Source organism: Rhodococcus parequi, from assembly GCF_046042785.1.
GTDB lineage: Bacteria > Actinomycetota > Actinomycetes > Mycobacteriales > Mycobacteriaceae > Prescottella > Prescottella parequi.
In genome coordinates this window covers 369436-393676 of sequence record NZ_JBDLNV010000003.1, presented here as the reverse complement: position 1 = coordinate 393676, position 24241 = coordinate 369436, and the positions used below count along the sequence as shown (strand labels likewise).

Annotated in this window: 19 protein-coding genes; 10 read left to right on the top strand and 9 right to left on the bottom strand. The window is 69.3% G+C overall.

Annotation, left to right across the window (positions count from 1 at the left end; genetic code table 11):
• Positions 1-8 precede the first annotated feature (8 nt).
• Complete coding sequence (locus tag ABEU20_RS10125; protein WP_420164277.1) at positions 9-3836, top strand: ABC transporter ATP-binding protein; 3828 nt, start codon at positions 9-11, stop codon at positions 3834-3836.
• 112 nt (positions 3837-3948) lie between these two features.
• Positions 3949-7752 carry a multifunctional oxoglutarate decarboxylase/oxoglutarate dehydrogenase thiamine pyrophosphate-binding subunit/dihydrolipoyllysine-residue succinyltransferase subunit gene (locus tag ABEU20_RS10120; protein ID WP_420164276.1) on the top strand — a complete coding sequence of 1268 codons (3804 nt, stop codon included), beginning with the start codon at positions 3949-3951 and terminating at the stop codon, positions 7750-7752.
• A gap of 198 nt (positions 7753-7950) precedes the next feature.
• Here ABEU20_RS10120 and ABEU20_RS10115 read toward each other — a convergent pair whose 3' ends face one another.
• Complete coding sequence (locus tag ABEU20_RS10115; RefSeq protein WP_420164275.1) at positions 7951-8562, bottom strand: TetR/AcrR family transcriptional regulator; 612 nt, start codon at positions 8560-8562, stop codon at positions 7951-7953.
• 71 nt (positions 8563-8633) lie between these two features.
• On the opposite strand from ABEU20_RS10115, the gene ABEU20_RS10110 reads away from it, so the two are divergent.
• The 3 genes from ABEU20_RS10110 to ABEU20_RS10100 are packed head-to-tail and all read left to right on the top strand — an operon-like array spanning position 8634 to position 12012.
• Entirely contained in the window at positions 8634-10235 is a 1602-nt protein-coding gene (locus ABEU20_RS10110) for a flavin-containing monooxygenase (RefSeq protein WP_420164274.1), read from the top strand.
• The gene (locus ABEU20_RS10105; protein ID WP_420164273.1) at positions 10232-11062 is read left to right on the top strand and encodes an SDR family NAD(P)-dependent oxidoreductase; all 831 of its coding nucleotides are present in this window, start codon (positions 10232-10234) and stop codon (positions 11060-11062) included. Before ABEU20_RS10110 ends, ABEU20_RS10105 begins: the two co-directional genes overlap by 4 nt.
• Positions 11063-11076: 14 nt before the next feature.
• Positions 11077-12012, top strand: a complete 936-nt coding sequence (locus tag ABEU20_RS10100) for an alpha/beta hydrolase fold domain-containing protein (RefSeq protein ID WP_420164272.1) — start codon at positions 11077-11079, stop codon at positions 12010-12012.
• Here the strand turns inward: ABEU20_RS10100 and ABEU20_RS10095 are convergent.
• Positions 11971-12885, bottom strand: a complete 915-nt coding sequence (locus ABEU20_RS10095) for an ABC transporter substrate-binding protein (RefSeq protein WP_420164271.1) — start codon at positions 12883-12885, stop codon at positions 11971-11973. The two genes, ABEU20_RS10100 and ABEU20_RS10095, sit on opposite strands and share 42 nt — an antisense overlap.
• Before the next feature lie 187 nt (positions 12886-13072).
• Here ABEU20_RS10095 and ABEU20_RS10090 point away from each other — a divergent pair, with 187 nt between their 5' ends.
• From ABEU20_RS10090 to ABEU20_RS10075, 4 genes are read left to right on the top strand one after another with little or no spacing between them, the layout of a single operon-like run.
• Positions 13073-14020 carry a glycine betaine ABC transporter substrate-binding protein gene (locus ABEU20_RS10090; RefSeq protein WP_420164270.1) on the top strand — a complete coding sequence of 316 codons (948 nt, stop codon included), beginning with the start codon at positions 13073-13075 and terminating at the stop codon, positions 14018-14020.
• Complete coding sequence (locus tag ABEU20_RS10085) at positions 14017-15138, top strand: ABC transporter ATP-binding protein (RefSeq protein WP_420164269.1); 1122 nt, start codon at positions 14017-14019, stop codon at positions 15136-15138. The genes ABEU20_RS10090 and ABEU20_RS10085 overlap by 4 nt, the downstream gene beginning before the upstream one ends.
• Positions 15139-15142: 4 nt before the next feature.
• On the top strand, positions 15143-15832 hold the full coding sequence (locus ABEU20_RS10080) for an ABC transporter permease (protein WP_420164268.1): 690 nt from the start codon (positions 15143-15145) through the stop codon (positions 15830-15832).
• Entirely contained in the window at positions 15832-16539 is a 708-nt protein-coding gene (locus ABEU20_RS10075; RefSeq protein WP_420164267.1) for an ABC transporter permease, read from the top strand. Before ABEU20_RS10080 ends, ABEU20_RS10075 begins: the two co-directional genes overlap by 1 nt.
• Here ABEU20_RS10075 and ABEU20_RS10070 read toward each other — a convergent pair.
• The 5 genes from ABEU20_RS10070 to ABEU20_RS10050 all read right to left on the bottom strand — a co-directional run bounded on the left by ABEU20_RS10070 (position 16502) and on the right by ABEU20_RS10050 (position 20968).
• Positions 16502-17377 (bottom strand): alpha/beta fold hydrolase, encoded by an 876-nt coding sequence (locus ABEU20_RS10070; protein ID WP_420164266.1) that lies wholly within the window; start codon positions 17375-17377, stop codon positions 16502-16504. The two genes, ABEU20_RS10075 and ABEU20_RS10070, sit on opposite strands and share 38 nt — an antisense overlap.
• A 122-nt stretch (positions 17378-17499) precedes the next feature.
• Positions 17500-18690 (bottom strand): NAD(P)-dependent malic enzyme, encoded by a 1191-nt coding sequence (locus ABEU20_RS10065; protein WP_420164265.1) that lies wholly within the window; start codon positions 18688-18690, stop codon positions 17500-17502.
• A gap of 346 nt (positions 18691-19036) precedes the next feature.
• Positions 19037-19357: a hypothetical protein gene (locus ABEU20_RS10060; protein WP_420164264.1), complete on the bottom strand. Its 321-nt coding sequence runs from the start codon at positions 19355-19357 to the stop codon at positions 19037-19039.
• Complete coding sequence (locus tag ABEU20_RS10055; protein ID WP_420164263.1) at positions 19354-20250, bottom strand: PHP domain-containing protein; 897 nt, start codon at positions 20248-20250, stop codon at positions 19354-19356. Before ABEU20_RS10055 ends, ABEU20_RS10060 begins: the two co-directional genes overlap by 4 nt.
• 130 nt (positions 20251-20380) lie before the next feature.
• On the bottom strand, positions 20381-20968 hold the full coding sequence (locus ABEU20_RS10050; protein ID WP_420164262.1) for a suppressor of fused domain protein: 588 nt from the start codon (positions 20966-20968) through the stop codon (positions 20381-20383).
• 232 nt (positions 20969-21200) lie between these two features.
• Here ABEU20_RS10050 and ABEU20_RS10045 point away from each other — a divergent pair, with 232 nt between their 5' ends.
• On the top strand, positions 21201-22712 hold the full coding sequence (locus tag ABEU20_RS10045) for an MFS transporter (RefSeq protein WP_420164261.1): 1512 nt from the start codon (positions 21201-21203) through the stop codon (positions 22710-22712).
• On the opposite strand, the gene ABEU20_RS10040 is transcribed toward ABEU20_RS10045, so the two are convergent.
• Together ABEU20_RS10040 and ABEU20_RS10035 are read right to left on the bottom strand one after the other, a co-directional pair.
• Positions 22643-23131: a general stress protein gene (locus ABEU20_RS10040; RefSeq protein ID WP_420164260.1), complete on the bottom strand. Its 489-nt coding sequence runs from the start codon at positions 23129-23131 to the stop codon at positions 22643-22645. The genes ABEU20_RS10045 and ABEU20_RS10040 overlap by 70 nt on opposite strands.
• A 107-nt stretch (positions 23132-23238) precedes the next feature.
• Positions 23239-24198, bottom strand: coding sequence for an HpcH/HpaI aldolase/citrate lyase family protein (locus tag ABEU20_RS10035; protein ID WP_420164259.1), 960 nt, complete (start codon positions 24196-24198; stop codon positions 23239-23241).
• Positions 24199-24241: the final 43 nt, after the last annotated feature.

Genomic DNA, 24241 nt, shown 5'->3' with positions numbered 1-24241 from the left:
TGAGCGCGATGGCAACACAGGATTCGACACCGGGCACCGACAACCGCCGCGGCTGGGTACGACGTCTCACCGCGGAGTGCTTCGCGCACCGCAGGACCGCTGTCGGGGCGCTGGTGGTGACGGCGGTGGCGGCGGTCATCGACATCGCGTTCCCGCTGCTCACCAAGGTCGCGGTCGACGCCGCCTCGGGTGGCCAATCCACCGCCACCCGCGTCATCGCGGGCATCGCGGCGGTCATCGCGCTCCTCGGATTCGTCCGGTTCGGCTGCCAGTACGGACGCCGCATGCTGGCGGGACGCCTCTCCCTCGACGTGCAGCACGACCTGCGGCTGGGCCTGCTCGGCTCGCTGCAACGCCTCGACGGTCGCGGCCAGGATCAGATCCGTACCGGCCAGGTCGTGTCGCGGTCGATCACCGACCTGCAGCTCGTCCAGGGGCTGCTCGCGATGGTGCCGATGTCGGCGGGCGTGGTGCTGCAGTTCGTTCTGGCGCTGGTGATCATGGCCTGGCTCTCGCCGCTGCTGACCGTGGTCGCGCTCGTCGTGGTGCCCGCCGTCGCGCTCGTCGTGTATCTGGTGCGGCCCACCCTGTTCGCGGCGACGTGGTCGGCCCAGCAGCGCGCCGCCGACCTCGCTCAGCACGTCGAGGAGACGGTCACGGGTGTGCGCGTGGTCAAGGGCTTCGGGCAGGAGTCGCGGGCGGTCGACCAGCTCGAGGGCCTCGGGCGCACCCTGTACGCCGAGCGGCTGCGAGCCGCCCGGATCAATGCGCGGTTCGCACCGTCGATGGCCGCGATCCCCCAGCTCGGACTGGTCGGCGTGGTGGCACTCGGCGGCTACCTCGCCCTGCACGACCGGATCACCGTCGGCACGTTCCTCGCGTTCGCCGCATACGTCACGACGATGACGGCCGCCACCCGCACGCTGTCCCAGGTCGTGATCATGGCGCAGCTGTCGCGCGCCGCGGTCGAGCGCGTGTACGAGGTGATCGACACCGAGCCCGAGGTGTCCGATCCGCCGCACCCGATCGACCTCCCGGCCGGCCCGCTCGGCGTCCGGCTCCGGGACGTCGGGTTCGGCTTCGACGACGACCGCGCCGTGCTGTCCGGGCTCGACCTGACCATCGCGCCGGGCGAATCCGTCGCCGTCGTGGGCCCGGCCGGGTCCGGCAAGACCGCGCTGTCGCTCCTGTTGCCCCGCTTCTACGCACCGGATACCGGCACCGTCGCGCTCACTGCCGACGGCCGCGAGTTCGACGTCGCCGACGTGCGCGCGGACCAACTCCGCGAGGCCATCGGCCTGGTCTTCGACGAACCGTTCCTGTTCTCGGACACCGTCGCGGCCAACATCGCGCTCGGCCGCCCCGACGCGAGCGCCGAGGAGATCCGGACCGCCGCGCAACTCGCGCAGGCCGACGAGTTCATCACCGCGCTCGCCGACGGGTACGACACCGTCGTGGGCGAGCGCGGCCTCACGCTCTCGGGTGGTCAGCGCCAGCGGGTCGCGCTCGCCCGCGCGCTGCTCGTCGACCCGCGGGTGCTGATCCTCGACGACGCGACGTCCGCCGTCGACGCCACCACCGAGGCCGTCATCTTCGACGCGATCCGGTCGGGCCGAGAACGGACGACGCTCATCCTGGCGCACCGGCGATCCACGCTCACCCTCGCGGACCGTGTGGCGGTCCTCGACGAGGGCCGCATCGTCGACATCGGCACCGTCGACGAGCTCGACGGGCGCTGCCCCCTGTTCCGCGCGCTGCTCGCGTCGCCCGACCCGTCCGACTCGGCCGCCGACGACGCCGAACCCGTCGCCGTGGCGCCCGACCCCACCGAGGCGCAGCTGTGGCCCCACGTCGAGAGCGACGAGGACGAACACGCGTCGGGCGACGGTACCCCGAGTCACGGACACGGCGGCGGGCACGGCGGCGGCGGGCACATGAGCGGCGCACTGGGCGGCGTGGCCGCGACGCCGGAGTTGCGGCGCGCCGTCGACGCCCTGCCCGCGGCCGACGAGGATCCCGAGACCGACACCCGCCGACTGCGGCGCGACGATTCCGAGTTCCGGTTGAGCCGACTGCTGCGCCCGGTGCGGTGGATCCTCGCCGGCGTCGTGGTGTGCCTGGCCCTGGACTCGCTGATCGGGATCGCGTTCCCCGCGATCGTCCGATACGCGATCGACCACGGCGTCGTGCCGGGCGACGCCGGACCGTTGTGGGCGGCCGCCGGCGTCGGCACGGTACTGGCACTGGTCGGCTGGCTCGTCGTCGCGATCCTCACGGTGATCACGGCCCGCGCGGGCGAGCGGGTGCTGTTCGGGCTGCGCGTGCGCAGTTACGCCCACCTGCAACGACTGGGCCTGGACTACTACGAGCGCGAACTGTCCGGCCGGATCATGACCCGCATGACGACCGACGTCGACGCCCTGTCGTCGTTCATCCAGACGGGCCTGTCGACGGCGGTGGTGTCGCTGCTGACGCTCGTCGGGATCGCCGTGGCGCTCATGTTCACCGACGTCACGCTCGCCCTCGTCGCGCTGGCCGCGCTCGTCCCGCTGACCGTCGCGACCGTCGTCTTCCGGCGCGTGTCGAGCACCGCGTACTCGGTGTCGCGGGAGCGGATCTCGCTGGTGAACGCCGAGTTCCAGGAGAACGTCGCCGGCCTGCGCGCCGCGCAGGCGTACCGCCGGGAAGAGTTCACCGCGCAGCGCTTCGCCGAACGCGCGGACAGCTACCGCCGCAGCCGCATGCGGTCGCAGCGGGCGATCTCGGTGTACTTCCCGTTCATCACGCTGCTGTCCGACCTGGCGCTCGCGGCGGTCGTGTTCGTCGGCGCGCAGCGAGTGGCCGACGGGTCCGCGACGGCCGGCACGCTCGTTGCGTTCGTGCTGTACCTCGGCCTGCTGTTCGGACCGATCCAGCAGTTGTCGCAGGTGTTCGACGGCTATCAGCAGGCCGACGTCGGATTGCGGCGCATCGGCGATCTCCTGGCCACCCCCAGTTCGATCGAGACCGCCGACGACGCGCGAACCGTGCCGATCACCGGCCACCTGCGCGGGGACGTCACCTTCGACGACGTCACCTTCCGCTACCAGGGCGCCGAGTCCGACGCGCTCAGCGACATCTCGCTGCACATCCCGTCCGGCACCACCGTCGCGCTCGTCGGGCGGACCGGCGCGGGCAAGTCGACCGTCGTCAAGCTCCTCGCCCGCTTCTACGACCCGACGACGGGATCGGTGCGGGTGGACTCCGAGGATCTGCGCCGCTATCCCCTGCACGACTACCGGCGTCGGCTCGGCGTCGTGCCGCAGGAGGCCCACCTGTTCACCGGGACCGTCGCGAGCAACATCGCGTACGGGCGGCCGGACGCGAGCCGGGCGGAGATCGAGGCCGCCGCCCGAGCGGTGGGCGCCCTCCCGACGATCGCGGCACTGCGCGGCGGCATGAACCAACCGATCGGTGAACGCGGCCAGGGATTGTCCGCCGGGCAGCGTCAGCTGATCGCGCTCGCCCGCGCCGAGATGGTCGATCCGGACCTGTTGTTGCTCGACGAGGCGACCGCGACGCTCGACCCGGCGACCGAACGACTCGTCCTCGAATCGAACCGCATGGTCACCCGGAAACGCACGTCAGTCGTGGTGGCGCACCGGCTGGCGACCGCCGCCCGCGCCGATCTCGTCGTGGTCGTCGACGGTGGCCGAATCGTCGAAAGCGGTGCTCACAGCACACTTCGTCACGCGGGTGGTCACTACTCGCAACTCTGTGATGCGGCGGCACGTGAACAGGGGAATAATTCGTCGGCGAGAACCGTCTTCGATGGTGACCCCATCGCAACAGTGTGAGACAGCCGACACGCGGCGGACCGGATGGCCGAGCCCGACGCGCGGAGGCTAGCCTCATGTGTATAGGCGCTCTGATCGGGTACCGAAGAAAGAAACGAGGCGAACACCTGCCGTGAGCAGCAGCTCTACTTCCCAGTTCGGACAGAACCAGTGGTTGGTTGACGAGATGTACCAACGCTTCCAGGATGATCCCTCATCCGTGGACGCGAGTTGGCACGAGTTTCTGACGGATTACTCGCCCGATGCGGCGAATGCCGCCGGGAACGGTGAGGCGCTGAACGGCGCCGGTGATGTCGCCACCAAGGCCGCGAACGGGGCCACCGCCTCGGCACCGGCCGCTGCAGCTCCTGCCGCACCGGCACCTGCTGCGCCCCCGGCCCCATCCGCCGCTCCGGCGCCCAAGGCTGCCGCTCCGGCACCGAAGGCCGCCGCTCCGGCCCCCAAGGCCGCCGCTCCGGCCCCCAAGGCTGCCGCTCCGGCACCGAAGGCTGCCGCCCCGGCACCCAAGCCCGCGGCTGCTCCCGCGGAGACCTCGACGCAGGACACCAACCAGGTCCTGCGCGGTGCGGCCGCCACCGTGGCCCGCAACATGTCTGCCTCGCTCACCATTCCGACGGCTACCAGTGTTCGCGCCATCCCGGCCAAGTTGATGTTCGACAACCGCATCGTCATCAACAACCACCTCGCCCGTACCCGCGGCGGCAAGGTCTCGTTCACCCACATCCTCGGCTACGCGATCGTGCAGGCGGTCAAGGCGTTCCCGAACATGAACCGGCACTTCGCCGAGATCGACGGCAAGCCGAACGTCGTCACCCCGGCGAGCACCAACCTGGGTCTGGCCATCGACCTGCCGGGCAAGAACGGCAGCCGCTCGCTGGTCGTCGCCGCCATCAAGGGCACGGAGTCGATGAACTTCGTGCAGTTCTACGGCGCCTACGAGGACATCGTCCGTCGTGCGCGTGACGGCAAGCTCACTGCCGAGGACTTCTCCGGTGTCACGATCTCGCTGACCAACCCGGGCGGCATCGGCACCGTGCACTCCGTGCCGCGCCTGATGCAGGGCCAGGGCGCCATCATCGGCGCCGGTGCGATGGAGTACCCGGCCGAGTTCCAGGGTGCGAGCGACGAGCGCATCGCGGATATGGGCGTCGGCAAGCTCATGACGCTGACCTCCACCTACGATCACCGGATCATCCAGGGCGCCGAGTCCGGCGACTTCCTGCGCACGATCCACAACCTGCTGATCAGCGACGAGTTCTACGACGAGGTCTTCCACTCGCTGCACATTCCTTACGAGCCGGTCCGCTGGCGCAAGGACGTGCCGGAGGGCGCCGTCGACAAGAGCACCCGCGTGCTCGAGATGATCGCGGCGTACCGCAACCGCGGCCACCTGATGGCCGACACGGATCCGCTGCAGTTCGTCAAGGACAAGTTCCGCAGCCACCCCGACCTCGACGTCACGAGCCACGGTCTGACCCTGTGGGACCTCGATCGCGAGTTCAACGTCGGCGGCTTCCACGGCAAGTCCCGGATGAAGCTGCGCGACGTCCTGTCGATCCTGCGCGACGCGTACGCCCGCCACATCGGCGTCGAGTACACGCACATCCTCGAGCCCGAGCAGCAGGCCTGGCTGCAGGAGCGCGTCGAGGCCCCGCACGTCAAGCCGACGGTCGCTCAGCAGAAGTACATCCTGAGCAAGCTCAATGCCGCCGAGGCGTTCGAGACGTTCCTGCAGACCAAGTACGTCGGTCAGAAGCGGTTCTCGCTCGAGGGCGCCGAGTCCGTCATCCCGATGATGGACGCGATCATCGACCAGGCCGCCGAGCACAGCCTCGACGAGGTCGTCATCGGCATGCCGCACCGCGGCCGCCTGAACGTCCTGGCGAACATCGTGGGCAAGCCCTACTCGAAGATCTTCACCGAGTTCGAGGGCAACATGAACCCGGCGGCCGCCCACGGCTCCGGCGACGTGAAGTACCACCTGGGCGCCGAGGGCACCTACATCCAGATGTTCGGCGAGAACGACATCAAGGTCTCGCTCACCGCGAACCCGTCGCATCTCGAGGCGGTCGATCCGGTCCTCGAGGGCCTGGTCCGCGCCAAGCAGGACCTCCTGGACAAGGGCCAGGACGGCTTCACCGTCATGCCGCTGATGCTGCACGGTGACGCGGCGTTCGCCGGCCAGGGTGTCGTGGCCGAGACCCTGAACCTGGCGCTGCTGCGCGGCTACCGCACCGGCGGCACCGTGCACGTCGTCGTCAACAACCAGGTCGGCTTCACCACCGCCCCGGAGCACTCGCGTTCGTCCGAGTACTGCACCGACGTCGCGAAGATGATCGGCGCGCCGATCTTCCACGTCAACGGCGACGACCCCGAGGCCTGTGTCTGGGTCGCCCAGCTGGCAGTCGACTTCCGCGAGAAGTTCGGCAAGGACGTCATCATCGACCTCATCTGCTACCGCCGTCGCGGTCACAACGAGGGCGACGACCCGTCGATGACGCAGCCGGCAATGTACGACCTGATCGACACCAAGCGCAGCGTCCGCAAGAGCTACACCGAGGCCCTGATCGGCCGCGGCGACATCTCGCTCAAGGAGGCCGAGGACGCCCTGCGCGACTACCAGGGCCAGCTGGAGCGGGTGTTCAACGAGGTCCGCGAGCTCGAGAAGTTCAAGCCGGAACCGTCGGAGTCGGTCGAGCTCGACCAGACCCCGCCGGCCCGCCTGGAGACCTCGGTCGACGCCGCCACCCTCGCCCGTATCGGCGACGCGTTCGTCAACGTCCCCGACGGCTTCACGGTGCACCCGCGCGTCAAGCCGGTCATCGAGAAGCGTCGTGAGATGTCCCGCGAGGGTCACATCGACTGGGCGTTCGCCGAGCTTCTCGCGTTCGGTTCGCTGGCCGAACAGGGCGCCCTGGTGCGCCTGGCGGGCCAGGACTCGCGTCGCGGCACGTTCACGCAGCGGCACTCGGTCCTGATCGACCGCAAGAACGGCAACGAGTACAACCCGATCGCCGACCTCGCGACGGCCGCCGACAACGGCGGCAAGTTCATGGTGTACGACTCGGCACTCACCGAGTTCGCGGGCCTGGGCTTCGAGTACGGCTACTCGGTCGGCAACCCCGACGCCCTGGTGCTGTGGGAAGCGCAGTTCGGTGACTTCGTCAACGGCGCGCAGACCATCATCGACGAGTTCATCTCGTCCGGTGAGGCCAAGTGGGGCCAGCTGTCCGACGTCGTGCTGCTGCTGCCGCACGGCCACGAGGGCCAGGGCCCGGACCACACGTCGGGCCGCATCGAGCGCTTCCTGCAGCTGTGCGCCGAGGGCTCGATGACGGTGTCGATGCCGTCGACCCCGGCCAGCTACTTCCATCTGCTGCGTCGTCACCACCTGGACGGCATCCGCCGCCCGCTGGTGGTGTTCACGCCGAAGTCGATGCTGCGCAACAAGGCCGCGGTCAGCAACCTCGAGGACTTCACGACCGGCAAGTTCCGCTCGGTGTTCGAGGAGCCGTCGTACGAGTCCGACGGTGGCGACCGCACCAAGGTCAAGCGCGTGCTGCTGACCGCGGGCAAGATCTACTGGGAGCTGCTCGCCAAGAAGCAGAAGGAGAACCGCGACGACGTCGCGATCGTCCGGATCGAGCAGCTGTACCCGATCCCGCGCCGCCGCATCGCGGAGACGCTGGACCGCTACCCGAACGTCGACGAGTTCTTCTGGGTCCAGGAGGAGCCGGCGAACCAGGGTGCCTGGCCGTTCCTCGGCCTGGCCCTGCCGGAGCTGCTGCCCGAGAAGCTCGCGGGCATCAAGCGCGTCTCGCGTCGTGCGATGTCGGCCCCCTCGTCGGGCTCGAGCAAGGTCCACGCCGTCGAGCAGCAGGAGATCATCGATGCGGCGTTCTCGCCCACGAAGTGATGTCGCTGATCGGCTGAGAGGCTGAGACACGAGACCGGCCCGTCCACTCCGAGGAGTGGGCGGGCCGGTCTCGTGTCGCCTGTCCGCGACACGTGCGCAAAGCGCGAGAATCTGGCCCCGGCTTCTCGCGATAAGTGCGCAAAACGCGAGTCAGAGGGCCCGGGAGTCGCGACAAGTGCGCAAAACGCGGGGGGACGGTCAGCCGCGGAGCAGGGCCTCCGCGGCGCCGGCGCTGAGCGCGACCGCGGGTAGCGCGGCGACCAACAGTTCGATCAGTTCGTCGCGGGGGATCTCGGGTGTCCGGAGCCACGTGATGGTGGCCTCCTCGACGAACGCGATCCACCCTCGCACCGACAGGGCGATGCGGGCGTCGGGTTCGATTCCGAGGTTCGGCAGCTGCTCGACGACGCGTCGGGCCATCTCGGCCCGGGTGCTCTCGAATACCTCGCGCATGGCCGGGTCGCCGCTCGCGGTCCCCCGCAGCAGTGACACGTAGGTGTCGCGGTTCTCGGTCACGTAGTCGACGTACGACGCCATGACGTCCCGCAGCATGTCGATGGCGGGGAGCTCGAGGTCGGGCGCGGTTCGGGCGAGCATCTCGGTGCTCGTGTGGCGCACGATCGCGACGTGGAAGTCGTGCTTGGACGCGAAGTAGTGGAACAGCAGGCCACGGGACACACCGGCCTGGTCGGCGATGTCCTCGACGGAGATCTGTTCGAGCGGCCGCTCGGCCAGCATCCGGACGCCGAGGTCGATGAGCTGGGCGCGCCGCTCCTCCGGGCTCAGGCGTACTCGTTTGACGGCATCCATGGACCACACCTTACTGAATTGCAGTCAGTAAGCTATTGACTGCTGATCAACAAGCTCCTACGCTCCCATACATGAGTCTTCCAGTCACAGATACTTCCGCCCGGGCCGCGTCCCCGCGCCAGGTCGACACCCTGATCATCGGCAGCGGCTTCGCGGGCCTGGGCGCTGCTATCAAACTGGTACAGGAGGGCAAGCACGACTTCCTGGTGCTCGAGCGCGGCAACGACGTCGGCGGCACGTGGCGCGACAACACGTACCCCGGGGCCGCGTGCGACGTCCCGTCCCACCTGTACTCGTACTCGTTCGCGCTCAATCCGGAGTGGACGCGATCGTTCTCACCGCAGCCGGAGATCCAGAACTACATCTCCTCGGTGTCCCGCAAGTTCAACGTGCTCGACAAGCACATCTTCGGGTGCGAGGTGCAGTCGGCGCACTGGAACGACGCGTCCGCCCACTGGGAGGTGCGGACGTCGAAGGGCGACTTCGTCGCGAAGATCGTCGTCGCCGCAGTCGGCGCGCTGTGCGAGCCGTCGCTGCCCGACATCAAGGGCATCGAGGGTTTCGAGGGCGAGATCTTCCACTCCGCGCAGTGGAACCACGACGCCGACCTGAACGGCAAGCGGATCGCAGTGATCGGTACTGGCGCCTCGGCCATCCAGATCGTCCCGCAGCTGGCGGCGAAGGCGGCCCAGCTCGACGTCTACCAGCGCACGGCGCCGTGGATCCTGCCACGCGCCGACCGCGAGTACACCAGGGCCGAACACCTGGCGTTCAAGTACATCCCCGGCTTCCAGAAGCTGTGCCGCACGGGCATCTACTGGATGCGGGAGACGCAGGTCGTCGGTCTCGCGAAGGCGCCGATCTTCATGAAGCCGCTGCAGTTCGCCGCCGAGCGGCACCTGCGCCGCCAGATCAAGGATCGGGAGTTGCGGCGCAAGGTCACTCCCAACTTCCAGATCGGCTGCAAGCGCATGCTGATCTCCAACAACTACTACCCCGCGCTCGCGCAGCCGAACGTCGACGTCGTCACCGACGGCATTGCCGAGGTCCGCAAGGATTCGGTCGTCGACCGTAACGGAGTGGAGCGCAAGGTCGACGCGATCGTCGTCGCCACCGGATTCCACGTCACCGACTCCCCCACGTTCGCCGGCATCTTCGGCAAGGACGGGCGCTCGCTCGCGCAGACCTTCGACGACGGCGGTCAGCAGGGGTACAAGGGTTCGGCCATCGCGAACTTCCCCAACATGTTCTTCCTGGTCGGCCCCAACACCGGGTTGGGCCACAGTTCGATGGTGTTCATGATCGAGTCGCAGGTCAACTACGTCGTCGACGCGATCAAGGCGATCGAGCGCTACGACATCGCCACCGTCGAGGTACGCAAGGATGCGCAGGACGCCTACAACCGCGAGCTGCAGGCCAAGATCTCGAAGAGCGTGTGGAACAACGGCGGCTGCGCCAGTTGGTATCTCGACAAGCACGGCAACAACACGACGCTGTGGCCGGGCTTCACGTTCGAATTCCGCAACATGACCAAGCAGTTCGATCTGGGGGCCTACCGCAGCGTGACGACCGGCGACCTGCCGGCGGTGACGGCGCAGACGCCGGCCGTCCACGGGGACCCGATCGACACCGAACTGACCGATCTCGACGACGACAAGGTGGCGGCACAGTGAGCGAGTTCGCAGGAAAGGTCTGCGTCATCACCGGCGCGGGCTCGGGAATCGGCCGGGCCCTGGCCCTGAATCTGGCGGGACAGGGCGCGAAACTGGCTCTGTCCGATATGGATTCGGTGGGGCTGGCAGAGACCGTCCGGCAGGTGGAGGCCCTCGGCGCGGACGTCAAGTCCGACCATCTCGACGTCACCCAGCGCGAGGCGGTGCTCTCGTACGCCGACGCCGTGGTGGCCCACTTCGGCAAGGTGAACCAGGTCTACAACAACGCCGGTATCGCCTTCCACGGCGAGGTGGAGCGCTCGGAGTTCAAGGACATCGAGCGGATCATGGACGTCGACTTCTGGGGTGTCGTCAACGGCACCAAGGCGTTCCTGCCGCACATCATCGCGTCGGGTGACGGGCACATCGTGAACGTCTCGAGCCTGTTCGGCCTGTTGTCGATCCCGGGCCAGAGTGCCTACAACGCAGCGAAGTTCGCGGTGCGCGGATTCACCGAATCGCTCCGTCAGGAGATGCTGATCGCCAAGCATCCGGTGAAGGTCACGTGCGTCCATCCCGGCGGGATCAAGACCGCGATCGCGCGGAACGCGACGATGCCCGACGGCGACGACCAGGTGACGTTCGCGCAGTTCTTCGACAAGCGCCTGGCCCGCACGACACCCGAGGATGCCGCGAAGACGATCGCGAACGGCGTCCGCAAGGGCAAGCCGCGCGTGTTGATCGGTGCGGACGCGAAGTTCCTCGACGCGTGGGTGAGGATCGTCGGCCCGAGCTACCAGCGGGTGGTCGCGATCGTCACCTCCCGCGTGATGCCCAAGTCCGCGTAGCGAAGGGTTCGACAGTGCGTTCGGTTCGTCTTCCCCTGTCCCTCGTCGAGGCGAGCGTCAAGCCGTTCTATCGACTCGCGCTCAATGCTCGTCTCCCGTTCCGGGTGCAGCGCGCACTGTTGGACCTCGCCGCACCGATCCAGACGCTGCCCGACGGGACGGTCGTCGAGAGGACCACTCTCGCCGGCCGTTCGGCCGAACGGATCACCGTCGGGGCCACCGAGCGCCGGAACGCGGTGCTGTACCTGCACGGCGGGGCGTATACCATCGGGTCGCTCGCAACGCACCGCTCCCTCGCGGCACATCTGGCGCGCGACTCCGCCAGTGCCGTCTACACGCTCGACTACCGCCTGGCACCCGAGCACCCGTATCCGGCGGCGCTCGACGACGCCGTGGCCGCGTTCACCGAGTTGGTGACCGAGCACGACTTCACGGCCGACCGGGTTGCGGCCGCCGGCGATTCGGCCGGCGGCGGGCTGGCGCTCGCGACGGCCCGCCGGTTGATCGACACGAGCGGTCTGTCCCCGGCCGCGTTGGCGCTCATCTCACCCTGGGTCGATCCCGGTTCGCGGGAGGCTCCGTTCGCCCGCGACACGGTGGTGAACACCGCGTGGGCCTACACCTCTGCCGGGGCCTACCTGGGCGCCGGCGACCCGGCCGACGCGGGCTACGCTCCACTGCACGGGGATCCGGCGGGCCTGCCACCGACGGCCGTCCACGTCGGCACGGCCGAGGTCCTGTACCCGCAGATCGTCGACCTGGCGGCACGCCTACGCGCCGCGGGGAACAGCCTCCACTTCGTGGAGTATCCGCGCCTGTGGCATGTCGCCCACCTCCAGGCGTCGGTGCTCGGGGAGGCCGCCGACGCCGTCGCCGACCTCGGTGCCTTCCTCCGCGCCGCGTTCGCGTCAGACGTGCTCTTCGAGCCACGCCGCGGCGGCGTCGGCTGACGAGAGCTCGCCGTCGCGCACCCGAGCCGCCATCGCCGTCAGGTCCGCTGTGCTCAGCTGCAGGATCACGCTGAGGCTCCGGATGTCGTCGGCGGTCAGCACGCCGCTGCGGAAGAGCGGCACCACGTTCTGCGCCGTGAAGGCGCCCTCCTCGTCGGTGAGCACGACCAGCTCGTCCTGCGCTACCACCGAATCGGCCGCCGTCGTCCCGTGCACCGGGGACGCACCGGCGGCCAGTTCGCGCGTGCCGGCGGCCGGTGATCCGGCCGGCACCACCTCGGCGAACGTGCACCCGTACAGCGACTGGAGCCGGTCGAGAGCACCTGCGTCCGCTGCGAAGTCCTCGGACGCGTAGAGCGTGAGCGTGGAGCACCGGGGCGCGAGGTCGGCGACGGAGCTCGCACCGAGTACGTCGGCCTGCTCCTCGGTCAGCACGAGCGCGGAGCGGTCGTCGGCGGGTGCGTATTCCGACACCGAAAGCCCCTCCGGCAGAGACCTGCTGAGCGCGTCGTACACGTCCTCCTCCTCGGTGACCTCCGCCGCGGAGTCGAAGCGGTGCAACAGTCGCCCGGTGTGCTCGGGCACGAGGGAGACACGGTTGCCGTCGAGCGCGGCCAAGCGGTCCGCCTGGTCGCCCAGCCCGAGGACGAGTTCCGTGGCGGTGCCGTTCGCGCCGAGCGCGCCCGCGTACAGGCGGGCGACGAGTTCGCTCTCGATCGTGTCGGCCGCGCCGACGACGACCGGTCCGGAGCCGACGGACCCACCGGTGCGACTGCTCGTGTCGACCCCGCACGCCGCCGTGAGGGCGACCACGGGAATCGCCGTCAGGCAGGCCGCGAGTATGCGGATGCGCCCATTTCCGTTCGGTGCCACCGTGTCCCTCTCCGATCGACGTATCGTGCGACCCCCGGCATCGTCGTGCCGTGCGTTTGTCGTACCTATCGTTACACTGAGTTCGCGCACCATCACGAGCGGTCGAGAGATCCGGCTTGCCACCGCGCGACGACCATTCTCCGGAGTTGCGGGGGCGGCGTCACGCCGGATCCGATGGAAGGACGACATGAAGGTTTCCCGGATTCGCATGCGCCGCCGCTTGGGCACGGGGCTGATCGCCGTGCTCGCGCTGTCCCTCGCCGCCTGTGGCGGCGACCCGCTCGACGGGGGCGGATCGAACAGTGACGGTGACGCGATCGTCGTCGGCTCGGCGAACTTCCCGGAATCGGAGACCGTCGCCTTCGTCTACGCCGAGGCGCTGCAGGCCAACGGGTTCGACGTGCAGACCAGGATGAACATCGGCACCCGCGAGGTGTACGTCCCGGCGCTGCGCGACGGGTCGCTCACGCTCATCCCCGATTACACCGGGAATCTGCTCGAGTACCTCGATCCCGCGTCGGCGGCCACCACCGCCGCGGAGATCGACGCGGCGCTACCGGCCGCGCTGGCACCGGATCTCGCGATCACGACGCCCGCGCCCGCCGAGGACAAGGATGCCGTGGTGGTCACCCGGGAGACGGCCGAGAAGTGGAACCTGACCTCCATCGCCGACCTGGCGGCGCACTCCGCGGAGGTGACGTTCGGGGCGCCGGCCGAGTTCCAGGAGCGGTCGGTGGGACTGCCCGGCCTGCGCGAGAACTACGGGCTCGACATCGCACCGGCCAACTTCGTGCCGATCGGTGACGGCGGCGGGCCCGCGACCGTCAAGGCACTCACGTCGGGGCAGGTGACGGCCGCGAACATCTTCACCACCTCCCCCGCGATCGAGGCGAACGACCTCGTGGTTCTCACCGATCCCAAGAGCAACTTCCCGGCCCAGAACGTCGTTCCGCTGATGCGGGCGTCGGCGAGGACCGACCAGCTGACGCGCGTCCTCGACACCGTGTCGGCCAAGCTCACCACCGAGGAACTCGTCGGCCTCAACGACGCGGTGTCCGGCGACAGCAAGACCGAGCCTCAGGACGCGGCGAAGCAGTGGGTCGCGCGTCAGGGCCTGGACACTCCCGTCTCGTGATCTCCTTCTCCGCTGTCTCCAAACGATTCCCGGACGGCACGGTCGCCGTCGACGGGCTCGACCTGAAGATCGACGCCGGATCGTTCACCGTCTTCGTCGGCCCGTCCGGCTGCGGCAAGACCACGTCGATGCGGATGATCAACCGGATGGTGCTACCCACCGCGGGCTCCGTGACCGTCGATGGGCGCGACGTCGCCGCAACCGACGCCGTCGAACTGCGCCGTTCGATCGGGTACGTCATCCAGGGCGGCGGCCTGCTCCCGCACCGCACCGTCGTCGACAACATCGCAACGGTGCCCGTCCTGCGGGGGCAGTCCCGTCGTGCGGCCCGACGCGCGGCCCTGGACGTGCTCGACCGCGTGGGACTCGATCCGGTGCTGGCGGGCCGATATCCGGCGCAGTTGTCGGGCGGTCAGCAGCAGCGGGTGGGTGTCGCGCGAGCGCTCGCGGCCGATCCTCCGATCCTCTTGATGGATGAACCGTTCAGCGCGGTCGACCCGGTGGTGCGGGCCGAGCTGCAGTCCGAGATGCAGCGTCTGCAGGCCGAACTGCGCAAGACGATCGTGTTCGTCACCCACGACATCGACGAGGCCGTCCGGCTCGGCGACCGGCTCGCGGTGTTCGGCCCGCACGGCCGGCTGCAGCAGTTCGATGCCCCGAACACCGTGCTGTCCGCTCCCGCAACCGATTTCGTCGCCGACTTCGTCGGCCGCGACCGCGGCTACCGCGGATTGTCCTTTCGCAGCGCCGATTCCGTCCCGCTGCACGACATCCGTCGCCTCCGCGAATCCGAGATCCCCACCGCGACACTCGCGCCGGAAGAGTGGGCGCTGGTCGTCACCGGTGCCGGGCACCCGCAGGGCTGGATCGACGCGGCAGGCCTGGAGTCGGTGCGGGCGGGACGACCCGTCGCGGAGGCGTCGGCGGCGGGTGGGTCGCTGTTCACGGTCGGGACCGATCTGCGGCAAGCGCTCGACGCGGCGATCTCGTCGCCGTCGGGCATCGGGGTGGCGGTCGACGCGTCCGGCACGGTCGCCGGCGGCATCGATGCGGCCGACGTCGTGGCACTGCTCGCCGAGCAGCGGCGCACGGAGGATCGTCTCCGGAACGGCCGGTGACGGTGTGCGCTACCTGACCGAGAACTTCTCGTACGTGCTGGAACTGACGCGCGAGCACCTGTACCTGGCGCTGCTCCCGTTGCTGCTGGGACTGGTGATCGCGATTCCGCTCGGCACCGCGGTCCGGCGGGTGCCGTGGCTGCGCCGCACGACGCTGGTCGTGGCGAGCATCGCGTTCACGATTCCCTCGCTCGCGCTGTTCGTCACGGTGCCCACCGTGTTCGGGCTGGGAATCCTCGATCCCGCGAACGTGGTGATCGCACTGACGGTGTACTCGGCGGCACTGCTGGTACGCGCGGTACCGGAGGCGCTCGACGCGGTACCTGACGACGTCGTGGACTCCGCCACCGCGATGGGGTTCACCTCGCTGCGCCGGGCGCTGACGGTCGAACTGCCGCTGGCACTTCCGGTCCTCGTCGCGAACATCCGCGTGGTCGCGGTCACCAACATCTCGCTCGTCTCGGTGGGCGCGCTCATCGGCGTCGGCGGACTCGGCGAACTGTTCACGAAGGGATACCAGCGCGACTATCCGGAACAGATCGTCGCCGGCATCATCGCGATCGTCGCGCTCGCGCTGCTCTTCGACGCCGCGTTGTACCTCGTCGGCCGGTTCCTGACGCCCTGGCAGCGAACCGGTAGCCGCCGGGTCGGGGCGCGGCGTTCGACGGTCGCGCTGTCGGAGGGTCCGGCCTGATGCTGACGAGCGCGTGGGACTTCATCGTGGACCCGGCGAACTGGCAGGGGCCGACCGGCATCGGCGCCCGGATCCTCCAACACCTCTGGTACAGCGTGCTCGCGGTCGCGGGTGCGGCCGTGATCGCGGTGCCGATCGGGTTGGCGATCGGACATTTCCGCCGCGGCGAGATCGCCGTCGTGGGCGTCGTGAACGCGCTGCGGTCCCTGCCGACCCTCGGCGTGCTGACGCTGCTGGTGCTGCTGCTCGGACTGGGTCTGGTCCCGCCGATCCTCGCGCTGGTGCTGCTCGGCATCCCGCCCCTGCTCGCCGGCGCGTACGCGGGCGTCGCCAACGTGGACCGGCGGGTGGTCGATGCTGCGGAGGCGATGGGGATGACGCCACTGCAGGTGTTGCTGCGCGTGGAGGTCCCGAACGCGCTGCCGCTGATCCTCGGTGGGTTGCGCAGCGCGACGCTGCAGGTGATCGCGACCGCAACCGTCGCCGCGTACGTCAATCTCGGTGGCCTCGGCCGCTACATCTTCGACGGCCTCGCACTGCGCAGCTACGACCGCGTCCTCGTCGGCGCGTTGCTGGTCGCGGCTCTGGCCCTGATCGTCGACGGCCTGCTCGCGGCCGCGGTATGGGCGTCCGTGCCCGGCACCGGGCGCCTGCGGCGCCGGGTCGCGATCACACCGTCGCGAGAAACGTCAGAATCCGCGCGTTGACCTCGTCCGGTCGCTCCAACTGCAGGAAGTGACCCGCGCCCGCGACGACGTGCGCCGCGCTTCCCGGTGGCAGCCCGGATGCCGCGGACGCCGCGAGACGCGGATCCAGGCACCCGTCCCGGTCGCCGTGGAGATAGAGCGTCGGGGTGATCGGCGCACGCATCTCCGCCCCCGCCCACCGCCGGTAGCGAGCCGGGGGCCGGGGAAAAGGCCGAGCCATGTCGCGGTAGTAACCGATCACCGCGTGCCGGTGCTCCGGATCGGCCATCGCGGCCGTCACGGCGGGCAGGTCGTCCGCGGCGTCGTATCCGGGGGACCAGTCCGACCACAGCCGCGGGACGATCCGGTTCGCCCACCGCTCGGGCAGGACGGGCAGTTGGTTGAAGAGGATGTACCAACTGTTGCGCAGTTGCCGGGGCAATGCGGGGAGCGCCGCCGGAGTACGGAGCGTCGGGAAGGGCGGCACCGAGAGCGCCGCGACCGCGACGAACGGGTTCTCGGGGTGGGCAGCGAGTGCGTTCGCGGTGATCGCACCCCAGTCGTGCCCGATCAGAACCGCGTCCGCTCCCCCGTCCAGGCGGGTGTGGATCGCGACGGCATCGTCCATCAGCGCGGCGACGTGGCTGCTGCCGTCCTCGGGCACCGCGGACGGCGCGTAGCCGCGCATGAACGGTGCGACCACCCGCCAGCCCGCGTCCGCGAGCGCCGGGCCCAGGTGTCGCCAGGTGCGGGCCGTATCCGGAAAACCGTGCAGCAGAACCGCGAGCGGGCCCGTGTCGGGACCCCAGGTCAGTGCCCGCAGCCGAACCGCGTCGAGCTCCAGGGTGATCTCACGCATACGGACGATCCTGGACGAGCGCGCCCGACCGCGGCGCGTTATCGCCGACATCGCCCGCGGCGAGCAGAAAGGGGCCCCGTCGCAACTGCGACGGGGCCCCACTCACGGATTGTGGCGAGTCGTCAGGCGACGCCCTCGTCCTTGGCGGCCTGCGCGACAGCGGCGGCCACGGCGGGAGCGACCCGCGGGTCGAGCGGGCTCGGCACGATCTTGTCGACCGCGAGCTCGTCGCCGAGCACCGACAGGATCGCCTCGGCGGCCGCGAGCTTCATGCCCTCGGTGATCCGGCGGGCACCGGCGTCCAGTGCACCCTTGAACACACCGGGGAACGCGAGCACGTTGTTGATCTGGTTCGGGAAGTCGCTGCGACCCGTCGCGACGATCGCCGCGTACTTGGCGGCGATGTCGGGGTGGATCTCCGGGTCCGGGTTCGACATCGCGAAGATGATCGACTCGGGCGCCATCGTCGCGATGATCTCCTCGGGCACCGTGCCCGCGGAGACGCCCAGGAACACGTCCGCCCCGTCGAGCGCCTCGACCAGGCCACCGCTGCGGCCGGCCGGGTTGGTGCGGGCCGCGAGATCGGCCTTGATCTCGTTGAGATCCTCGCGGTCGGAGGACACGATGCCCTTGGAGTCGAGAACGGTCACGTCGGCGATGCCCGCGGCGAGCAGGATGTTGGCGCACGCGACACCGGCGGCACCGGCGCCGGAGATCACGACGCGCAGCGCGGTGATGTCGCGGTTCTGGACCTTCGCCGCACCCCGCAGCGCGGCAAGCGCGACGATCGCGGTGCCGTGCTGGTCGTCGTGCATGACCGGGCAGTCCAGGGCCTCGATGACGCGGCGCTCGATCTCGAAGCAGCGCGGCGCCGAGATGTCCTCGAGGTTCACTGCGCCGAAACTCGGGCGCAGTCGCACGAGCGTCTCGACGATCTCGTCGGGGTCCTTGGTGTCGAGAACGAGCGGGATCGAGTTGAGACCCGCGAAGTTCTTGAACAGCGCCGACTTGCCTTCCATGACCGGCAGCGACGCGCGGGGACCGATGTCTCCGAGGCCGAGGACCGCGGAGCCGTCGCTCACGACCACGACGAGACGGTTGGTCCACGTGTAGCGATCGGCCAGCGTCTCGTCGGCGTGGATTGCGCGGCTGACCTGCGCAACACCGGGCGTGTACGCGATCGACAGCGCACGCTGGGAATCGAGCGGGGCGGTGGTCTCGACCGAGAGCTTGCCACCGATGTGGCCCGCGAAAATTTCCTCGTCGGTTATTTCGACCTTTGGCGTAACGGAAGCTTCAGACACAGTGGACACGATGACACTCCTCTTGAGGCCAGACTCACTCGGGTCCTGGTTACTGAGAAGTAACCGAATCGTGGGAGGTGAAAACGATGCGGCACTCGACGAACACAGGATTGATCGGTTGCAGCTACCGGGACGCGCGATCGTTGCACTGCTTGCCGGAGCGTGATGGCGCCGGGCGGGGTGGGCCCTGGCACAAGTTCTGCCACCTGAAGAACTCCGACGAAGGGCGGTAGCACCCACGCGGAGTGGAATGATTTTGCACCATCGGAAGGCAGGAATCAAATCCGCCAGAACGGTCACGGCCTCACATAAACCGGCCTCTACCTGTGAGGATGCCTCGAGCCGCCGCGAAGACTCAGGACCACCACTGGGTCCACAGCAACACACCGATAATCCCGAGGATCACACCGGAGGCCACGACCGACGCACCTCCGCGACGACGGTCGGAGAAGACCTGCAATCCGACGACGACCACACCGGCGACGATGTGCGCGGCGATCGACTCCGCGCCCGGGCCCGGAAAGTCCCGACTCGACGAGAGGTACGCCGCGACGACCACCACGACGGTGAGCACGACGACGCCGCCGGCGACCACACCGGACAGCCCGCGCAGCATCCTCGCCGCCCACGAATCGCGCGGGCGGCGCCGGACGGAACCGGCGTTCTCGTACGTCATCGACCCGCTCCCCCGGCCGCGGGGACGTCGAGAGCAGCGGTACCGCTCAGGACCGGGACACCGGTCGCACGGTCGACGATCCGCTCGTAGGCCTCCGGCGCCGTGGTGTGCTGTCCCAGGGCGATCGTCTTGTTCGATCCGTGGTAGTCCGACGATCCGGTCACGACGAGGTCCAGTTCCGCGGCCAGCGAGCGCAGCAGGGCCGTGTCGGCCGCGCTGTGGTCGGGGTGATCGACTTCGAGCCCGCCGAGACCGTGCTCGGCGAGCTCACGGATGTGGCCGAGATCGAGGAGCCTTCCGCGGGCGCGGGCTCGCGCGTGCGCGATCACGCTGACACCGCCCGCCTCGGCGACCATCTCGACGGCACGCTCGAGTGGGGTGTCGGACTTCGCCACGTAGTAGGGGCTGCGCGTCGACAGCAGATCCGTGAACGCGTCTCCGACGCTCTCCACGACGCCCGCCCGGACGAGCGCGCGCGCCAGGTGCGGACGCCCCACGGCGGGCCCGGCGTCCGCCAGGACGGCGTCCGGATCGATCGGCAGTCCGGCGTCGGCCATGCGAGTGGCCATCGCCGTCAGCCGGGTCACTCGCTCGCCCCGCAGTCGCTCTCGCTCGACGGCGAACTCCCGCGATTCGGGATCGAACAGGTAGGCCAGCAGGTGCACGGCGACGGGTCGACCGTCCTCACCGCGACCCTCGCACGACATCTCCATTCCGCGCACCAGTCGCAGTCCGGACGGCAGGGCCGCGGCGGCTTCCTTCCATCCCGCCGTGGAGTCGTGGTCGGTGATCGCGAGCACGTCGACCCCGGACGCCGCGGCCTTCCGCACCAACTCCGCCGGGGAGTCGGTGCCGTCCGAAACGGTCGAGTGGGTGTGGAGATCGATGCGCACCCGAACAGTGTGTCAGGTGCACCGCGCAGGCGCCGAGCACCCGCCCCTCACCGCCGGCCCGGGCGATCGATTCCTTCTGCACCACAACCGAATCGGACATTCCGGTGGACGGACGCCCAGCGCGGCCGGATCACAGCGTGGCGGCTCCGCGATTCGGGTCGCGGACGTCGATGCCGGCCTCCGCCCACGCCTCGCGCAGCGCGGCGGCACCCTTCAACCGGACCCATGCCGCCTCGGTTCCGGTGAGGGGCACCACCTCGAGGAACTGCACCGGGTCGAGTGGGTCGGGCAGGACGAGGTCCGGGATGTCGCTCTCGCCGAGCAGCACCGCCGTGAACGGCACGCCCTTCCACAGCGGTTCCCCGAGGTCGATCAGCCCATCGGGGCGCAGCACGACTCCCTCGACGGACGGCGCGGCCGCGAGCACGGCCAGCGTCCGATGCACGCCCGACGCGACACCGGCGCCACCGATCAGGCTCAGGACGAGTTCCGCGCGCGGACCCCGGGTCGGGTCGGCGATCATGTCGCTCGGATCACCCATCGGGTGTCTGGAACAGCCCAGGCTCGCGTACCGGACGGGCGCGTCGCCGTCGCCCGGGTAGCGCAGGACGTCCACGGGTTCCAGGCCCAGGAAGGTCACCGACGCCGCGGTGGGCTCGGGACCGCCGATGTGCTGGTCGAGATGGGAACGCACGGCCGAGACAACGCTGTCAGTCACACACCCATCTAACACCGGCGTTCGACCCGCCCCGTCGACGCCTCGAACAGCCCTGCGCGCGAGGCCTTTCGGCCCCGTCTCCCAACCACAGGGAAGGCGACTGTACTTCTCGGCGCGAACCCACTAGTTAAATGAGATAAACAATTTGCAATTCTTCTCGCCGACGCACTCGATGGCCGACGCCCTCGCTTCGATTCGGCTCGACTTCGCACGTCTTCACCCAGGAGCCCTCTTGTCTCGCCCCGATAGGCGCGCGCCCCGCGCGGGCACGCCCGGAACGCTGCTCACCGCGGCGCTCTGCTTCGTCATCCTCGTCGTTTCCGTCCAGCAGACCGTCGTCCTCCCCCTGTCCGGCGTCATCAGCCGCCAGCTGGACATCGGCACCACCGCGGTCGGCTGGACACTCACGTCCGGGTTCCTCGCGGCTGCCGTCATGACCCCCGTCGCCGGGCGGATGGCCGACCTGCGCAGCAAGAAGACGGTGCTGCTCGCGGTGCTCGGCATCGTGCTCGCGGGGTCGATCGTCGCGGCGGTGACCGAATCGCTGCCGCTGCTGATCGTCGCCCGCATCCTGCAGGGCGTGTCGTTCGCGGCCTTCCCGGTGAGCCTGGCGATCGTCCGGGAGGAACTGGCCCCGGGCAAACTGACGTCGGCGATGGGACTGCTGTCCGGAACCCTCGGATTCGGTGGCGCCGTCGGCATGGTCCTGACGGGACTCGTCGTGCCCGACGGCGCGGACTACCGACACGCGTTCTGGCTCGCGACCGCCCTGACCGTCGTGGCGATCGTCCTGGTCGTCGCCGTCGTGCCCCGGCGCGAGACTCCGGTCAGCGGCCGGGTGGACTGGGCCGGCGCGGCGCTCCTCGGCGTCGGGCTGGTGCTGATCCTGCTCCCGCTCTCGGAGGGCAACACGTGGGGATGGGCGTCCGCCCGCACGCTCGGCTGTGCGCTCGCCGGCGTCGTCGTGCTCGTGGCGTGGTTCGTCCTGGAGCGCCGCATCACCCATCCGCTGGTGCCGATCGAGATGCTGACGCATCGCCCCGTGGTCTTCACACATCTCGCCGGACTGCTGGTGGGCGCCGGCATGTTCGTGAACATCACGACCCTCACGTACTTCGTCCAGACGTCCCGGGAGGACACCGGCTACGGGTTCGGGGCGAACCCGATGGAGTCCGGACTGGTCTACATCCTCCCGGGGGCGACGGTCGGGGTCGTCGCGTCGATCTGCTCGGGCACGCTCATCACCCGCTTCGGGGCGCGCGCCGTCATGACGGCCTCCGGGGTGCTGGGAGTCCTCGGATTCGGCTCACTGATCGTCGCGCACGACGCGTCGTGGCAGGTCGTCGCCGGCTCGATGGTGGCGTCGGCCTTCACGAGCCTGGCCTACGCCGCGATGCCGGCGCTCCTGGTCGCGGAGGTGAGCAGCGACAACACCGGCGTCGCGAACAGCGTCAACTCCATCGCACGCACCGCGGGCAGTTCCGTCGCGAGCGCACTGCTCGCGACGCTGCTGGCGAGCCTCACCATCGCGGACACCGGCTTCGCCCGGGTCGACGCCTATCTGATCGCGTTCGGGTTCGGCGTGGTGTGCGCGATCGTGTCGACCGTGCTGGTCTTCGCCGGCGGCGGAGGCCGTCGCACCACGGACGCGTGGGCCGCCGTCACCGCGTCGGATCAGAGTGCGAGCTTGGCCAGCATGTCGCGGGCCGACTCGGCAGTCTTGGGGTCGCACAGCACGTCGTAGCGTCCGGCCACCAACTGCATCGTCGACGAGAAGTCACGGGTGCCACGGGCGGCCGCGTACGGAATGGTGGTCGAGATCAGGCCGAAGACGATGCCGCCGAGGATGCCGACGAGCAGCGGCCCGAGGAAGCCGCCGGTGAAGATCCCGAGCAGGAGACCGAAGAAGACGCCCAACCAGGCACCCGAAATAATACCGCCACCAATGACTTTCGCCCAGGTGAGGCGCCCGAGTACGCGCTCGACCTGCATGAGGTCGACACCGACGATGGTGACGTCCTCGACCGAGAACTGTTGATCCGAGAGGTAGTCCACCGCCCGCTGCGCCTCGGCGTAGGTGGGGTACGAACCGATGGGCCAGCCGGTCGGTGGCGTCGGCAATCCGCGCCCCTGTCGGTTCGGCTGTGAGAGTGGATTCGTCATCGTCTTCGTCTCCTGCTCGGCGGCGTGCGATATGTCCGGTTTCTAGCGGTGGCCGGTCCTTGATATCAATTGTGCCCGCCCGGCCGACGCGGTGCCCCCGGCTCGGGCTACTCCGCGGGCGGCGTGAACGACGACGTCCGCATCATTCCCGCGGCACGCCCCTTCGCCGAGATGACCAAGGCCATCTTGCGACTCGCCTCGTCGATCATCTCGTCGTCGAGCATCACCGCACCGCGGCCGCCCCCCGCCGCCGAGGTGTGGAACTCGTACGCGTCGAGGATCAGTTCGGCCCGGTCGAAGTCCGCCTGGCGCGGGCTGAACACCTCGTTGGCCGCGTCGATCTGGGAGGGGTGCAGTACCCACTTGCCGTCGAAACCGAGCGCGGCGGTGCGCTGGGCCGACCGCCGGAACGCCTCGACGTCGCGGATCGCGAGGTAGGGGCCGTCGATCGCCTGCAGGTCGTGCGCGCGGGCCGCCATCAGGATGGTCATCAGGATGTGGTGGTAGGCGTCGCCGCGGTCGTAGCCGTCGGGCTGTTCGCCGACGACCAAGGTGCGCATGTTGATGCTGGCCATGAAGTCCGCGGGCCCGAACACGAGCGTCTGCACGCGCGGGCTCGCGGCCGCGATCGCGTCGATGTTCGTGAGGCCGATCGCGTTCTCGATCTGCGGCTCGATCCCGATCCGTCCCACCTCGAGGCCGTTGGCCTTCTCGATCTGGGTGAGCAGGAGGTCGAGCGCCTGAACGTGACTGGCATCGGGCACCTTCGGCAGCAGCACCGCGTCGAGGTTGGCTCCCGCACCGCCGACGACGGTCGCGACGTCGGCGTGCGTCCACTCGGTGGTCCAGTCGTTGACCCGCACCACCTTGAGCTGGTCGCCCCACCCGTCCTCGCACAGCGCATCCACGATCCGGCCCCGCGCCTCGGCCTTCGCGATCGGTGCCACCGCGTCCTCCAGATCGAGGAAGATCGCGTCCGCAGCAAGCCCCTTCGCCTTGTCGATCATCTTGCGACTCGAGCCCGGAACTGCGAGAACCGACCGACGCGGTCCGAAGCGAGAAGTCATGACCGGCGGCCTCCGAATTCAGTGGATATCCCCATGAGGATTT